This window comes from Chryseobacterium sp. 14P4.3.2, from assembly GCF_057799275.1.
The window spans coordinates 723852-739211 of the sequence record NZ_JBYOKO010000001.1; the positions used below are offsets into that span (position 1 = coordinate 723852).

15 protein-coding genes are annotated in these 15360 nt (G+C 35.7%); 11 read left to right on the forward strand and 4 right to left on the reverse strand.

Annotation, left to right across the window (positions count from 1 at the left end; all coding sequences use genetic code 11):
- Nucleotides 1–16: 16 nt before the first annotated feature.
- On the reverse strand, nucleotides 17–1729 hold the full coding sequence (recJ, locus tag AC27VX_RS03385) for a single-stranded-DNA-specific exonuclease RecJ (RefSeq protein WP_236857166.1): 1713 nt from the start codon (nucleotides 1727–1729) through the stop codon (nucleotides 17–19).
- A gap of 110 nt (nucleotides 1730–1839) precedes the next feature.
- On the opposite strand from recJ, the gene AC27VX_RS03390 reads away from it, so the two are divergent.
- The gene (locus AC27VX_RS03390; protein ID WP_488693839.1) at nucleotides 1840–2652 is read left to right on the forward strand and encodes a M48 family metallopeptidase; all 813 of its coding nucleotides are present in this window, start codon (nucleotides 1840–1842) and stop codon (nucleotides 2650–2652) included.
- Nucleotides 2653–2737: 85 nt separating this feature from the next.
- Here the strand turns inward: AC27VX_RS03390 and AC27VX_RS03395 are convergent, their stop codons facing one another.
- Nucleotides 2738–4360 carry an ABC-F family ATP-binding cassette domain-containing protein gene (locus tag AC27VX_RS03395; RefSeq protein ID WP_236857168.1) on the reverse strand — a complete coding sequence of 541 codons (1623 nt, stop codon included), beginning with the start codon at nucleotides 4358–4360 and terminating at the stop codon, nucleotides 2738–2740.
- Nucleotides 4361–4481: 121 nt separating this feature from the next.
- On the opposite strand from AC27VX_RS03395, the gene smpB reads away from it, so the two are divergent.
- From smpB to AC27VX_RS03420, 5 genes are all read left to right on the forward strand, one after another.
- Nucleotides 4482–4940, forward strand: a complete 459-nt coding sequence (gene smpB, locus AC27VX_RS03400) for an SsrA-binding protein SmpB (RefSeq protein ID WP_236859461.1) — start codon at nucleotides 4482–4484, stop codon at nucleotides 4938–4940.
- Nucleotides 4941–5017: 77 nt separating this feature from the next.
- Nucleotides 5018–6532 carry an OmpA family protein gene (locus tag AC27VX_RS03405; RefSeq protein WP_236857169.1) on the forward strand — a complete coding sequence of 505 codons (1515 nt, stop codon included), beginning with the start codon at nucleotides 5018–5020 and terminating at the stop codon, nucleotides 6530–6532.
- Between the two features lie 93 nt (nucleotides 6533–6625).
- Nucleotides 6626–7366, forward strand: coding sequence for a YebC/PmpR family DNA-binding transcriptional regulator (locus AC27VX_RS03410; RefSeq protein ID WP_236857170.1), 741 nt, complete (start codon nucleotides 6626–6628; stop codon nucleotides 7364–7366).
- Between the two features lie 57 nt (nucleotides 7367–7423).
- On the forward strand, nucleotides 7424–8248 hold the full coding sequence (locus tag AC27VX_RS03415) for a UDP-2,3-diacylglucosamine diphosphatase (RefSeq protein ID WP_488693842.1): 825 nt from the start codon (nucleotides 7424–7426) through the stop codon (nucleotides 8246–8248).
- Entirely contained in the window at nucleotides 8249–9220 is a 972-nt protein-coding gene (locus tag AC27VX_RS03420) for a glycosyltransferase family protein (RefSeq protein ID WP_236857172.1), read from the forward strand.
- Here the strand turns inward: AC27VX_RS03420 and AC27VX_RS03425 are convergent.
- Entirely contained in the window at nucleotides 9209–9499 is a 291-nt protein-coding gene (locus AC27VX_RS03425; protein ID WP_488693844.1) for a GNAT family N-acetyltransferase, read from the reverse strand. The two genes, AC27VX_RS03420 and AC27VX_RS03425, sit on opposite strands and share 12 nt — an antisense overlap.
- A 67-nt stretch (nucleotides 9500–9566) precedes the next feature.
- Nucleotides 9567–10316, reverse strand: a complete 750-nt coding sequence (locus AC27VX_RS03430; protein ID WP_236857174.1) for an RDD family protein — start codon at nucleotides 10314–10316, stop codon at nucleotides 9567–9569.
- A 27-nt stretch (nucleotides 10317–10343) separates the two neighbouring features.
- On the opposite strand from AC27VX_RS03430, the gene AC27VX_RS03435 reads away from it, so the two are divergent.
- From AC27VX_RS03435 to AC27VX_RS03455, 5 genes are all read left to right on the forward strand, one after another.
- Nucleotides 10344–11333, forward strand: coding sequence for a stage II sporulation protein M (locus AC27VX_RS03435; RefSeq protein WP_236857175.1), 990 nt, complete (start codon nucleotides 10344–10346; stop codon nucleotides 11331–11333).
- Nucleotides 11317–12279: a DUF4013 domain-containing protein gene (locus AC27VX_RS03440; protein ID WP_488693847.1), complete on the forward strand. Its 963-nt coding sequence runs from the start codon at nucleotides 11317–11319 to the stop codon at nucleotides 12277–12279. Before AC27VX_RS03435 ends, AC27VX_RS03440 begins: the two co-directional genes overlap by 17 nt.
- Complete coding sequence (locus tag AC27VX_RS03445) at nucleotides 12272–13063, forward strand: DUF4129 domain-containing protein (RefSeq protein ID WP_488693848.1); 792 nt, start codon at nucleotides 12272–12274, stop codon at nucleotides 13061–13063. The genes AC27VX_RS03440 and AC27VX_RS03445 overlap by 8 nt, the downstream gene beginning before the upstream one ends.
- An 11-nt stretch (nucleotides 13064–13074) precedes the next feature.
- Complete coding sequence (locus AC27VX_RS03450; protein ID WP_488693850.1) at nucleotides 13075–14232, forward strand: hypothetical protein; 1158 nt, start codon at nucleotides 13075–13077, stop codon at nucleotides 14230–14232.
- A 76-nt stretch (nucleotides 14233–14308) separates the two neighbouring features.
- On the forward strand, nucleotides 14309–15340 hold the full coding sequence (locus AC27VX_RS03455; RefSeq protein ID WP_236857180.1) for an AAA family ATPase: 1032 nt from the start codon (nucleotides 14309–14311) through the stop codon (nucleotides 15338–15340).
- Nucleotides 15341–15360 lie beyond the last annotated feature (20 nt).

Below are 15360 nucleotides of genomic sequence, written 5' to 3' on the forward strand. Positions count from 1 at the left end.
TAACAGGGGGCACTAGTTAATCCCTGAATTTCACATCCTTAATATTGAGATAATGAGTGACATTGCCTTTCCAATGGTTTTCTTCCAACGTAAATGCAAGGTCGAAATTTTTATTTTTAAAATCTTCAACAAATTGTCCAAGTTTGAAGCCTACACATTCAATATTGCGTCCTGTAGATTCCTGTTTGATGTAGAACTTCAGGTGATTGTTATCTTTACCCATTGTTTTTACATATCCGGAAAGTTTCTGATTGGTCAATGTGAAAATAGGTTTCATATTGTGGGGCCCAAAAGGGGCCAGTTTTCTGTGGAAATTGATAAACTCCCTGTTGATTTCGTCAACTGTGATTTCAGTATCAATAGATATAGAAGGTTCTTTCTGATGTTCCCTAATTTTTTCAGAAACAATCTGCTCAAACTTTACCTTAAATGCATCAAATTTGCTTTTCTCCATTGAAAGTCCGGCAGCAGCATGATGTCCTCCGAATTTCAAAAAGTATTCCGAGCACAGGTCAAGGGCTTCATGGACATCAAAGTCAGAAACAGATCTTGCAGAAGCCACCATTTCACCATTATTTCCATCCGTAAAGACCAGCGTAGGTTTATAATACGTTTCAATAAGTCTGGATGCAACAATACCGATTACTCCCTTATTCCATTCAGGATGGTAGACAATTGTAGTATGTTTTGTTTCCTGCTGGGATTCTATAATCTGATTCAGGGCAGAAAGCGTAGAATTCATGTCCAGCTCACGTCTTTCATCGTTGAGACCCATGATATCATTAACAATCTGATTCGCGTGTTTCAGGTTGTCGGAAACCATAAGTTCAACTGCTGCTTTACCATGTGAAATCCGTCCTGCAGCATTGATTTTTGGGGCTATTTCAAATACGATATTTGAAATTTCAAAATGAGAAAGCTTATCTTCAGGAATCAGTAATCTTAATCCAAGATTTCTTGTCTTTCTGAGAACCTTTAATCCCATTTTTGCCAAAACCCTGTTTTCTCCTGTCATAGAAACAATATCTGCGGCAATAGAAATCGCAAGAAGATCTGTAAGCTCAAATAATTCAGCTTCAGGAAGCTTGTATATCGTGTTTAATCCCTGGCAAAGTTTAAAGCCCACACCACATCCTGAAAGTTCTTTAAAAGGATATCTGCAGTCACTTCTTTTAGGATCAAGTACTGCAATAGCATTTGGAATTTCTTCGCCTGGAAGATGATGGTCGCAAATAATAAAATCTATATCCAGACTACTGGCATAGCTGATCATATCAAGTGCCTTGATTCCGCAGTCCAGAGCAATAATGAGTGAATAACCATTCTCTTTGGCAAAATCAATACCTTCAGTAGAAATTCCATATCCTTCGGAGTTTCTGTCCGGAATATAATAGTCTAAATATTTTTTCTCAACAATTTTGCTGAGATAAAGATACATCAGAGCAACGGCCGTGGTTCCGTCCACATCATAGTCACCGTAAACCAGTATTTTTTCACCATTTTCAATTGCAGTAGCAATACGCTCTACAGCTTTTTGCATATCTGCCATTAAAAATGGGCTGTGTATATCGGTAAGATTCGGCTTGAAGAATTCTCTGGCCTTTTGATAATTGTCAATTCCTCTTAGAACGAGAAGTTTAGATTCAAAAGTACCAAAACCAAGTGACGAACTTAGTCTGTCTACAACTTCCTCATCGGGTTCGGGCTTGTAAATCCATTTTTGACTCATTTCACAAAAATAGGGAAAAAAAATAGCATTCTGAAAAGAACAGAAGCTAAGTTTTGACTTAATAATTGTTAAAAAAGGGCTATCTTCGTGCTCCAAATTAAAAAATGATTATGAAAAAAATTATAGTTTGCCTGATATTCTTAGGGGCAATGAATTCAATTAATGCACAAAAAATCAATCTTGGTAAAGCTGCAGGAATTGTTTCTAATGGTGCAAAAGCTTTAACCTTTACCAATGAAGATGCTATCAAATTATCCAAAGAATCAGTAGATTGGATGGATAAAAATAATACTGTAGCAGGCCCAAAAGACCCTTATACCGTAAGACTGAACAAATTGTTTGGACAGCATAAATCTCAGGACGGGCTGAATCTGAATTATAAAGTATATAAGGTTAAGGATATCAATGCTTTTGCCTGTGCAGACGGAAGTGTACGGGTATTTTCTTCCCTGATGGATGTGATGACGGATAATGAATTACTGGCTGTAATAGGTCATGAAATAGGACACGTTAAAAATCAGGACACCAAAGATGCGATGAAATCTGCTTATTTGAAGGCAGCTGCTTTAGACGCTGCTTCATCAGCTTCATCAGCTATAGCTACTCTTAATGACAGTCAGATCGGAAAAATGGCTAATGCATTTGTAGATGCTTCTCACAGTAAAAAACAAGAATCAGAAGCTGATACCTATTCATATGATTTCATGAAAGCGAATAAATATGATGTAGTGGGAGCTTATACTGCCTTTAAAAAATTGGCTTTACTTTCAGAAGGAAGTACACAGTCCAGTTTTGAAAAGATGTTTAACTCCCATCCGGATAGTGAAAAAAGAGCTCAGGCGATCAAGAAAAGAGCTGAAAAAGACGGATTATGGAAAGATCCGGGAACTGTTAGCCTTCCCACTTCAAAGCTTACAAGATAATTATTTTATTTATTGTTTATAACGAAAACACCTCAAAGCATTGCCTTGAGGTGTTTTTATTGATATACTTTGGTAGAGTATCAGATTAAGAATACATTTTCTCTCTTAATTCTTTTACTTTTTTGTCAGCAAGATATTCATCATAAGTCATCTCTCTGTCGATAATTCCAGACGGAGTCAATTCAATGATTCTGTTACAGACTGTTGAAAGCATTTCGTGGTCATGAGATGCCAATAAAAGATTTCCTTTGAAGTTTGATAATGAGTTGTTCAAAGTAGTAATACTTTCAAGATCCAGGTGGTTGGTAGGTTCATCCAATAGAAGAACGTTTGCTTTCTGAAGCATCATTCTACTGAACATACATCTCATTTTTTCTCCTCCGGAAAGTACCTTACAAGATTTTAAAGCTTCATCACCTGAGAAAAGCATTCTTCCTAAAAATCCTCTTACGAATTCTTCGTGACGCTCTTCATCATTCTTTGTGAATTGTCTTAACCAATCTACTAAGCTTTGATCTTCCTGGAAGAATTTTGTATTGTCTAAAGGCATGTGAGACTGGTTTGTGGTAACGCCCCATGCAACTGTTCCTTTGTCAGCTTCCACATTTCCTGCTAATATTTCGAAGAACTCTGTAATAGCTAAAGAGTTTTTGGAAAGAACAGCTACTTTATCACCTTTCTTAAGATTTAAATCAATGTTGGAGAATAAGAGTTCACCATCCTTTGTTTTCTCAAGATCTTTTACGTCAAGAATCTGATCTCCGGCTTCTCTTTCCATTTCAAAAATGATAGCTGGGTACCTTCTTGAAGATGGCTTGATGTCGTCAATATTTAATTTGTCGATCATCTTCTTTCTTGCAGTAGCCTGTTTTGCCTTAGCTACGTTAGAACTGAATCGGGCAATGAAATCCTGAAGTTCTTTTTTCTTTTCTTCAGCTTTCTTATTGGCCTGAGCTCTTTGTCTTGTTGCCAGCTGAGATGCCTGGTACCAGAACGAGTAGTTACCGGTATAAAGGTTAAGTTTAGCATAATCTAAATCTCCGATATGCGTACAAACCGTATCAAGGAAGTGACGGTCGTGAGAAACCACGATTACCGTGTTTTCATAGTCTGCAAGGAAATCTTCCAACCAAGAGATCGTGTCAATGTCAAGGTCATTCGTAGGTTCATCCAGAATCAATACATCAGGATTTCCAAAAAGTGCCTGAGCTAAAAGAACCTTTACTTTGTCCTTGTTCTCAAGTTCACTCATCATCTGCCAGTGCATATCATCTTTTACACCTACGTTAGAAAGCATAGTCTGTGCATCAGATTCTGCAGTCCAGCCTCCCATTTCATCATAGATTACACCTAGTTCACCAGCCTTAATTCCGTCTTCATCAGAGAAATCTTCTTTTGCGTATAACGCATCCATTTCCTCTTTTATCTCGTATAATTTTTTATTACCTCTCAAAACAGCTTCAAGAACAGTAAACTGATCATAAGCAAAGTGATCCTGCTCCAAAACTGACATTCTTTTCCCTGGCTCCAGAGATACGTTTCCTGTTGTCGGATCCTGCTTTCCTGTTAATATTTTAAGGAATGTAGACTTTCCTGCACCGTTTGCTCCGATGATTCCGTAGCAGTTTCCTTTGGTAAACATAATATTTACCTCGTCAAAAAGAACTCTTTTCCCGAATTGTAAAGATAAGTTAGATACTGTTAACATATAGTTTTGTAAATTTGGCGCAAAAATACGAAAAGAATTTGGGTAATTTGTAATAATATAATAGTCAAGTTTTTAAACGTATGGTATTTTTTATATATTTCATTAACGAAATTTTAAAATGATGAAGATTGAAAAAACAGTTAGTATATTAAATAAAAGAGCCCGCTTTGAATATGAAATTCTTGAAGAATTTGAAGCCGGCATGGTTTTGACGGGTACAGAGATAAAATCTTTACGTTCATCTAAAGCATCCATCACAGAATCGTTCTGTCAGTTTATTGATGGGGAATTATACATTATTAATATGATGATTGATGAGTATAAATTGGGGACTTTTTATAATCACAAGACAAAAAGGGAACGGAAATTGCTCTTGCACAAAAAAGAATTGCAAAAACTTGAAAAAAAGTTAAAGGATGCAGGTAACACAATTATTCCTTTAAAATTATATATCACTGATCGAGGGAAAGCAAAGGTGCTGATAGCGCTTGGTAGAGGGAAAAAACTTTTCGATAAAAGGGAGACGATAAAAGATAGAGAAAATAAACGTAACCTGGACAGAATATTAAAGAAAAGTTAAAAATCATTTGAAAAACTTTGTATATAAAGAAAAATTATATTTATTTTGCATTATCAATTATTTAATCATTTAATTCTATGAAAAATCTAAAATTAGGAATTTCAGCATTGGCGCTTACTGTTGCCTCTACTGTTTTCGCGCAGACTACCAACAATCCGTGGTTGATCGGGGTTGGTGCTCACGCTGAAAACCATATAGCAGCAAGAGGTACTTTTAGTAATACGTTCTCTGCTAACAATTTGACAAAGAGTATGTTCAATGTGAACAACTTCTCTATTACACCTCCATTGTCTAAGTTAACAGTTGCTAGAAACATTGGTAAAGGTTTAGTTATTGACTGGCAAACTTCTGTTGGAAATGTTGAAAACAAAAAATTCAACATGGGGAAAGAATTTTTCCTAATGACAGGTCTTGGTTTCCAGGCTCACGCTGCAGGTCTTTTATGGAACGAAGAATCTTGGTTTGATCCATATTTAAGAGTTGGTGCTAACTATTTAAGACATGACTATTCTGCACTTACTTTCCCAAGAAACGCTGTAGATGCTAACGGTAACTATATCGAAACTGTTAGTAACGGTAAGGATGGTAACGAAAATGGTAAAGCTAACCACTTTACTGTAGCTACAGGTGCTGGTGCTAACTTCTGGGTAACTAAGAACTTCGGTCTTGGTATCCAAGGTGACTATGTATCAACTCCAGGTGATCACTCTACAGTTGCTAACTTCTGGCAAGCTTCTGCATCTATCTTATTTAGATTCGGAAACAGAGACAGAGATAAAGATGGTATCCTAGATAAAGATGACCTTTGTCCAGATACTCCAGGTTTACCAGAATTCCAGGGATGTCCTGATACAGACGGAGATGGTGTTCCAGATAAAGACGATCAATGTCCAGATGTTGCTGGTCCAGTTGAAAACAACGGTTGTCCTTGGCCAGATACTGACGGTGACGGTGTAATCGATAAAGATGACGCTTGTCCTACAGTAGCAGGTCCTGCTGAAAACAACGGATGTCCTTGGCCAGATACTGACGGTGATGGTATCTTAGATAAAGATGATGCATGTCCTACAGTACCAGGTCTTCCTGAATACAACGGATGTCCAGCTCCTAAGAAGCCAACAGCTGTAGTAGTAACTGAACAATTAAAAGATATCTTATTTGATTTCAACAAAGCTACGATCAGACCTCAGTCTAACGAAAAATTAGACAGTGCTGCTAAGATCATCAAAGAAGCTGACGCTGAAAACTTCGTAGTAGTAGGTATGACAGATGCTAAAGGTGCTGCTGCTTACAACTTGAAACTTTCTAAAGAAAGAGCTGCTTCTGTAGTAGGTGCTTTAGAAGCTAGAGGTGTAAACCCTGCAACATTGAAATCTATTGGTATCGGTTCTCAGGAAGCTACTGTTCCTGCAACTGCATCTGATGCTGAAAGACAAAAAGACAGAAAAGTTATCGTAAGAGCGATCTCAGGTGCTGAGTGGGATACTTACAAGAAAAATGACTTAACTGTAGCTAAACCAGCTAAAAAAGCGGTTAAGAAAGGTGCTAAAAAAGCTCCGGCTAAAAAAGCTCCAGCTAAAAAGAAAAAATAATTAATTTTTCTAAATAATGAATACCTCCAATTCTTTGGAGGTATTTTTTTTTTGTTGACTTTTGAGTAATTTTGTTGAAAATTAAAAATTAAAATGGGAAGAGCATTTGAATATAGAAAAGCTTCTAAAATGGCCAGATGGGACAAGATGGCCAAAACATTCTCTAAAATAGGAAAAGATATTGCATTGGCAGTAAAAGCGGGTGGAACAGATCCTGAAGCCAATCCTGCGCTGAGAAGATGTATCCAGAATGCAAAAGGGGCTAATATGCCTAAGGATAACGTAGAAAGAGCAATCAAGAAAGCAAGTGGTGCTGATGCTGAAAACTACGAAGAGATCACTTATGAAGGATACGGGCAAGGTGGTGTTGCTTTTTTTGTAGAATGTACTACGAACAATACGACAAGAACCGTAGCCAATGTGAGAGCTATTTTCAACAAATTTGATGGTAACCTTGGAAAAAATGGGGAGCTGGCATTTATCTTTGATAGAAAAGGTATTTTCACGATTGATTTAGCTCAAATCAAAATGGATTGGGACGATTTTGAAATGGAAATGATTGATGGAGGTGCTGAAGATGTAGAAAAAGATGAAGATGAGGTAATGATTACAACGGCTTTTGAAGATTTCGGTTCTTTATCTCACAAATTAGATGAGCTTGGCATTGAAGCGAAGAGCGCAGAACTTCAAAGAATTCCAAATAATACAAAAGAGGTGAATGCAGAACAGTTCAAAGCTAATATGAAGATGCTTGAGCGTTTCGAAGATGATGATGACGTACAAAACGTTTACCACAATATGGAAATCACAGAAGAGCTGATGAACTCTTTATAAAAAATAATATAGCATTCATATACAGTTAACTTTCAATTAGTTTCTTTGTATAAAACTATGAAAAGAAACATTGAACTAGTTGTTATATCGGATGTTCATTTGGGAACTTATGGATGTAAGGCTAAAGAATTGCTGAGATACCTCAATTCTATCCATCCTAAAACCTTAGTTTTGAATGGGGATATTATTGATATCTGGCAGTTCAAAAAGTCTTACTTCCCTAAACCTCATTTGAAAGTGATCAAAAAGATCCTTTCGTTTGCTACCAAAAACACAGATGTCTACTATATTACAGGCAATCACGATGAAATGTTTCGTAAATTCACAGATTTCGAACTCGGAAAACTTAAAGTCTGTAATAAAATCTGCCTGAATATCGACCAGAAAAAAACATGGATATTTCATGGCGATGTTTTCGATGCCTCAGTCCAACATTCTAAATGGATCGCTAAACTCGGAGGAAAGGGATATGATCTCCTTATTGCTATCAATAATGTTGTCAATTGGTTCTTGGAAAAAATGGGTAGAGAAAAATATTCATTTTCAAAGAAAATCAAAAACAATGTAAAAAAAGCGGTAAAATATATCGGGGACTTTGAGCTTACGGCTTCTGAACTGGCCATTGACAATCAATATGATTATGTAGTGTGTGGACATATCCATCAGCCACAAATCCGAGAGGTTGTCAATAAAAAAGGATCATGTACCTATCTTAATTCCGGTGATTGGATTGAAAACCTGTCAGCTCTTGAATATAATGATAAAGAATGGTCGATCTTCTATTATGATGATCATAAGCATTTGCTGAAAGACGATGAAATGGAAGAAATTCAGGACATGGATCCTTCCGCTCTTTTAAAAATAGTAACCAATTTTTCTTAAATGAAGGTTTTGTATGCATTTCAGGGAACTGGAAACGGGCATGTGGCAAGAGCACAGGAAATTATTCCAATCCTAAAAAAATACGCTTCAGTTGATACATTGATTAGCGGACATCAGTCGCAATTAAAGGCTGATTTTGATCTTGATTTTCAACATAAAGGCATTTCGCTGCTTTATAATAAAACAGGGGGATTATCCTATCGGAAAACTTTTACAGAGAATAAATTTATTCAAGCTATAAAAACGATAAAAGAACTTGAGCTTTCACAGTATGATTTGATCATCAATGATTATGAACCTCTGACAGGTTGGGCCTCTAAACTGAAGAAACTGCCAATGATAGAACTCAGCCATCAGGCATCCATGAGTTTTGCTGAAACACCCAAACCCTTGAAGAAAGATTTTCTGGGAGAGATGATTTTAAAATACTACGTTCCCAGTGAGCGAAAGATCGGTTTTCATTTTGAAAATTATCATCCTCAGATAAAAAAACCTGTTATCAGAGGAAAGATAAGAAAACTTAATCCTTATAAACAGGGCTATTACGTTGTATATCTTCCTAGTTTTGCAGACGAAAATATCATTAAAGTTTTAAGAAAAATTCCTGTGGAATGGAAAGTCTTTTCCAAATACAGTAAAGTACAGGTAAGGATTAAAAATGTTGAAGTCTTTCCAATTGACGAAAGTCAGTATCTGAAGTATTTTGAAGGTTGCGAGGGGATTCTGTGTAATGCGGGTTTTGAAACTCCTGCCGAAGCACTTTTTATGGATAAAAAGTTATTTGTAATCCCTATTCACAATCAGTATGAGCAGGAATGTAATGCCTGTGCTTTAGACAAAATGGGCATACCGAATTCTAAAGTTTTAAATCTTCAGGAAATTATGGAGTGGGTAGCTTCCGATCATCATCTGAAAGTAGACTACCCGAATGATATTGAAGAAATTCTGGTGAAGGAAGTTTTAACTCTTTAAAAAAATATCCTCCACATCATTCATTCTTGTCATGACAGCCCTAGCATAAGAACAGTGAGGGTATACCTTCCAGTTATTTTCTCTGGCAAACTTCAGGGCCTCTTCTACCAAAAATTTTCCCATTCCTCTGCCTTCAAATTCAGGGTGAACCAATACAAAAGAAATGATTAGTTTATGGTCTTCAGGGAAAATAGTATACGTAAGCCTTCCAACCTCTTTTGTTTCATTGTTTAGAGTAAGAACTCCGCCGTTTCCGGATTTATTGTTTTCAAATTTCATGATTCAGCACTTTAATGTTAATAAAGATACAAAAACTTGGCCATCCTTATGAGCTGTTGATTTGTTGTTAATTATCTTTCCCGGTATAGTAATTATAATCTTTAATAATAACGTTAATAAACTGTCTTTCTGTCATTTTAGTAGGATCTATTTCCAGCTTCAGAATGCTTTTGATCTTATTTGAAAGTTTATTGATAATTTGGCGGTCATCTACTTTTAGCGCTTTCGTATAATTATCCTTGATGATCCTCATGTCATTATCGCTCAGAGCAATAACCTGTGGGAAAGTAGGAATATAATTTTCCTGAATATTTTCCAAAATGGTATGAGAGATATTAATATTGTTTTTTAAAGAAATAACAGCAGTACCTGAGGCTATATCCCCTAAACGCTGGTTGTTTTTCGAAACAATCATTGAAATTAATCCGATCACTCCTGCGAAAGAAACATCAACAATCCTGAATACCCATCGAATAAGGTAATCACCAAAACCAGCCTGATATCCATCAATTTTCACAACTCTTATTTTCATGACCTTTTTGCCTGGAGTCTGGCCTTCCATAAGGCTTTCCAATACAAGAGGGTAGATATAAATAGGGAATGTAAGAATAATATAAACTGCCCGGATAGACCATTCATCAAGTCCGTTTAATAGATACCCTAAATCAAAAATATTGAAGAACAGATAGAGTACAATAACCACATATGCTACCCTTATCAGAAGATCAATAATGAATGCCAGCATTCTTTCTCCTATACTGGCCATATTAAAGCTAATATTTACATTTTGTGAGGTATTTATCGCAATTTGAGACATATTTTTTATTATTTTAGCCTTACAATTATGAGAGAAGTTTATTTCATTAAACAAAATAAAGAAAAATGGTTGGGAATAGAACAGGTTATTGATGGGAAAATTAAAAAAAATCCTGATGACCTGTCTTCGTTATATATTAACCTGATCAATGATCTTTCTTTTGCCCAGACTTATTACCCTAAAAGTAATACGACGGTTTACCTGAATCATTTGTCTTCTCAGATTTTTCAGAAGATCTATAAAACAAAAAGGGTAGAGCAAAACAGGCTGATTTATTTTTTCAGGACTGAAGTTCCCTTATTGGTGTACCAGTACCGGAGATACCTTGCCTATGCTTTTCTTTTTTTTATTCTCTTTACTTCAATAGGGGTGCTTTCTGCGATCTATGACAAAGGTTTCTTAGCAGTTGCCATACCAAATGGAGAATCTTACGTGAATGAGACCATAGAAAATATTAAGAAAGGAAATGCCGTTGCAATATATGAAAGCGGTTCTACCTGGGGAAGCACTATCGGTATTATTTTCAATAATATTCAGGTAGGTGCCAAACTCTATATTTATGGTATTGCGGGAGGAGTAGGGACTTTATATGCGCTGCTTTCCAATAGTGTAATGCTGGGAGCCTTTCAATATTTTTTCTATGATTACGGAGCCCTGAAAGATAGTGCAAGAGGAATTTGGCTTCATGGAGTATTTGAAATCTTTGCAATGGTAATAGAGGCTATGTGTGGATTGATTTTAGGCGCTTCTATTCTGTTTCCGAGGACTTTTTCCAGATTTAATTCTTTTAAAAAAGGGTTTAAAGATTCATTCAAAATATTTCTGAGCACCATTCCCTTTACAATTTGTGCAGGAATTATTGAAGGTTATGTAACAAGACACGCACTGAAGATGCCTTTGGTTTTAAATCTGGTGATTATCTTCAGTTCACTTGCGATTGTAATATTTTACTATCTTTTGTACCCTTCTATTGTCAATAAAAAAACAAATAAACACATCAATGATGCAATTTTATAAAAAGAGAGAATTTGGAAGCTTTATCAGTGACAGCTTTAATTTCTTTAAATTATATGGGAAAAATTATTTAAAAAGCTATCTGTTGATCAATGGATTGGTGTTGATCTTAATGGTGGCTGTGGCTATCTTTGGATATAAAGAGATTTTTGCTCAGATCTTTGCCTCCAATTTAGGCGGTGAGTCCTATTATTTCGAACAGTATTTCTCTGATAACGCCGGAATGTTGATAGGGATTGGATTACTGACTTTTCTGTTGCTGATGATTTTGATGATAATAAGTTATCTCTATCCTGTTTTTTACCTGAAAAGAATTGCCCAGGGAGCTGAAAAGGTAAAAACGGATGAGATTTTAAGTGATTTTAAAAAAAATGCCGGAAAAATAGCCAAACTATGTATAGGACTGACTTTTATTGTTGCACCGCTGGCTTTTTTCGTGATTGGCTTTTCCTATATCCTGATATTTCTAATCATAGGAATTTTCCTGATATTTTTAATCTATCCTACGATATTTAACGCTGTTACATTTTTGATGTATGATTATTTTAATTCAGACAGAAAGTTTTTTGAAAGTCTGAGCTATTCTATAAGATCACAGTTTTCTTACCCGAACGGAAGGGAAAAATCCCCTTACTGGAAATATTGGGGGGGATCTATTGTTATGATTACTATTATATCAATCATTTCTTCCATTTTTACCTATATTCCGTTGATCTTTTTTTACGGATCAGTTCTTACCTCTACACCAGATGGTAAATTCGAGGAAAATCCTTTTACTGGAGCTTTGGGTCTTATATTTTTTGTATTCTATGGAATTTCTATGCTGCTTTCATTCATTCTTTCGAATCTGATGTATGTGAATGCAGGATTAATGTATTATGACAGCAGAACAGACCTTCATCAGAAAGTAGAACTTGCAGAAATAGACACTATTGGTATCAATGAATAAGATTCTTTTTTTCATATTGTTTTCTCTCTCTTTTGGGCTTGTCAAAGCGCAGGATGATGGGCCTGCAGGTGATTATCTGGATGATTCTCTCTATATAAGCGGGCATTATCATAATATGCTTCGTGCAGATTCGGTATTGATGAAAAATCCGGCTTCAGAAAATGTGGTCTATCCAAAGCAGTTTAAAGAAAACATTCCGTCAAGGTATAAAGGAAACGAATTTGACTATTCTGCATCAAAGCCAAGAGAATCTTTCTCGCAAAAGCTGATGAGAAAAATAAACCAGTTTTTACAAAGTATATTCGGGGAAACAGCTTTTACAAAATCTGCAGAATTTACGACAGTTCTTATTCGTCTGTTTGCCATTATTCTTGTAGGTTTTTTGCTTTATTTTATTATAAAATATATTCTTGGGAAAGAGGGAAATTTCATGTTTGGAAAAAAGAACAGGAAATTGGATCTTAACGTACAGGAGCTGAATGAAAATATTCATGAAATTAATTTTCCTGAAAGTATCGCAAAGTTTGAAAATGAAAAAGACTATCGTTCTGCAGTTCGTTACCAGTTTTTGTTTATTCTTAAAAGATTAAGTGATAAAAAACTGATCAATTGGAATCCTGAAAAAACCAATAAAGATTATGCCGGAGAATTAAAAGCTCCGAATCTTCAAAAAGACTTTTCCGATTTATCCTATATTTTCGATTATGTCTGGTATGGGGAATTCAATATTGAAGAACAAAGTTATCAGAAATTTAAAAATCAATATCAGGCATTTAAACCATAATAAAACAAACCATGAATAAAACTTTCAAAATATATGCTGTAATTTTCATCATTGTGATGATTATTTTGGCGTTGCTTGAAGTTAATAAAAAAGAGACCGTAAACTGGCAAAAGAATTTTGATATTCATGAAAAATCTCCTTTTGGTCTTTTTGTTTTCAGTAATGAAGCAAAAAATCTTTTTAAAAATAATCTGAAGACTATTGAGCAGTCTCCTTACGAGTACTATAGCAAGCAACCAAAAGAAACCCATAATATTTTGGTTATAGAAAATGATATTGATGAGGGATCCTGGAAAAAAATTCTGGATCAGGTAGCAAAGGGTTCAGATGCAATGTTAATGGTAAGCCGTATGCCGAAAGCTGTTTCAGATACGATTGGATATTACGACTCTGAGATCTCTTTTGAAGAAGAAAATGTACTGAAGTTTACTGAGAAAAAATACCAGAACGATTTTGTTATATTAGATAAATTTCCATCAGGAAGAGGATTTTCATTTATTAAACCCGGAGTTGAAGTATTAGGGAAAACGGTGGAGAAGAAGAACACGGATCAGGCAAACTTTATTAAAGTGAAATTTGGAAAAGGGAATATTTACGCCCATACAGAGCCTCTTTTTCTTACCAACTATTATCTTCTCAAATCTGGAAATACAAAATATGCGCAGGATGTATTCTCCTATCTTCAGGATAGAGAAACAGTTTGGTTTGTGAAAAGCAATACCAAAGAGTCACGCTTCTTTATGAAATTTGTACTTTCAAACCCTGCCTTAAAATATGCATGGTGGGTTTTGTTGGGAGGGCTTGTGCTGTTTATTTTCTTTAATGCAAAAAGAAAGCAGAGAATAATACCTGTGCTAGAACCATTGAGAAATACCTCTCTGGATTTTGTTAAAAGTATTGGAAATCTTTATCTACAGGAAGGAGATTTTCATGACATGATGGCAAAAAAAGCACAATATTTTCTAAATAAAGTAAGGTTGGATCTGCTGATCGATACCCAGAATTTAGATGAAGAATTTGCTAAAAAGCTGCAGCTAAAAACAGGGAAAACTATGGAAATGATCAATGAAGCAATCGTGCTGATCAAAAAAGCTCAGGATCCTTATGCCAGCGTAATGAAGGAAGACCTTGCGAGAATCAACAGACTGCTAGACGAAATATTAAAATAAAGAAACAGAAACATCCCAACAGATGATTTAATAAAAGGTAGAATAAAATCCTATCAAAAAACCAAAGAAAAGAATTATGGAAAACCTGGAAAACTCAAATATAGAAAACCAAAGCGCTATTAATCTTAATAAAAGCGAAGAACAGTTTCAGTCAAGAATAGATATGATTGAACTTCGTACAAGCCTTGATAAAGTAAAAACTGAAATCGGTAAAGTAATTGTAGGGCAGGAAAATATGATAGAACACCTTTTGGCAGCTTTGCTTTCAAATGGACACGTTCTGATTGAGGGAGTTCCTGGAGTGGCCAAGACGATTACAGCAAAGCTATTGGCGAAAACAATAGACGTAGGTTTCAGCAGAATTCAGTTTACACCGGATCTTATGCCTTCAGACATCTTAGGGACATCTGTTTTCAGTGTGAAGAACTCTGAATTTGAATTTAAAAAGGGTCCTATTTTCTCCAATTTTATATTAATTGATGAGATCAACAGATCACCGGCAAAAACGCAGGCTGCTTTGTTTGAAGTAATGGAAGAAAGGCAGATTACCATGGATGGAACCCGTTATATTATGGATGAACCGTTTCTGGTAGTGGCTACCCAAAACCCGATTGAGCATGAAGGGACTTATAGACTTCCTGAGGCGCAGCTGGACCGGTTTTTATTCAAGATCAATGTAGGATATCCTAACCTTGAGCAGGAAATTACGATCATTAAAAATCAGCATGAAAGCAAAAAAGAAGATAAGACAGAAGGCGTACAGAAAGTGATTACAGCTGAACAGCTGAAGAGTTATCAGCATTTGGTAAAAGAAATCATTGTGGAAGGTCAGCTGATGGAATATATTGCTAAAATTATCATCAACACACGGGAAAATCAGTTCTTATATTTAGGAGCTTCCCCAAGAGCATCGCTGGCATTACTTACTGCTTCAAAGGCATTTGCCGCACTAAGAGGAAGAGATTTTGTGACTCCTGAAGATATCAAAGAAGCAAGTTATGCTGTCCTGAGACACAGGGTAATCGTTTCTCCGGAAAGAGAAATGGAAGGTCTTACGGCAGATGAGATCATCCGTCAGATTTTAGAAGGAATAGAGATTCCTAGATAGGTAGCAGATAATAGGTGGCG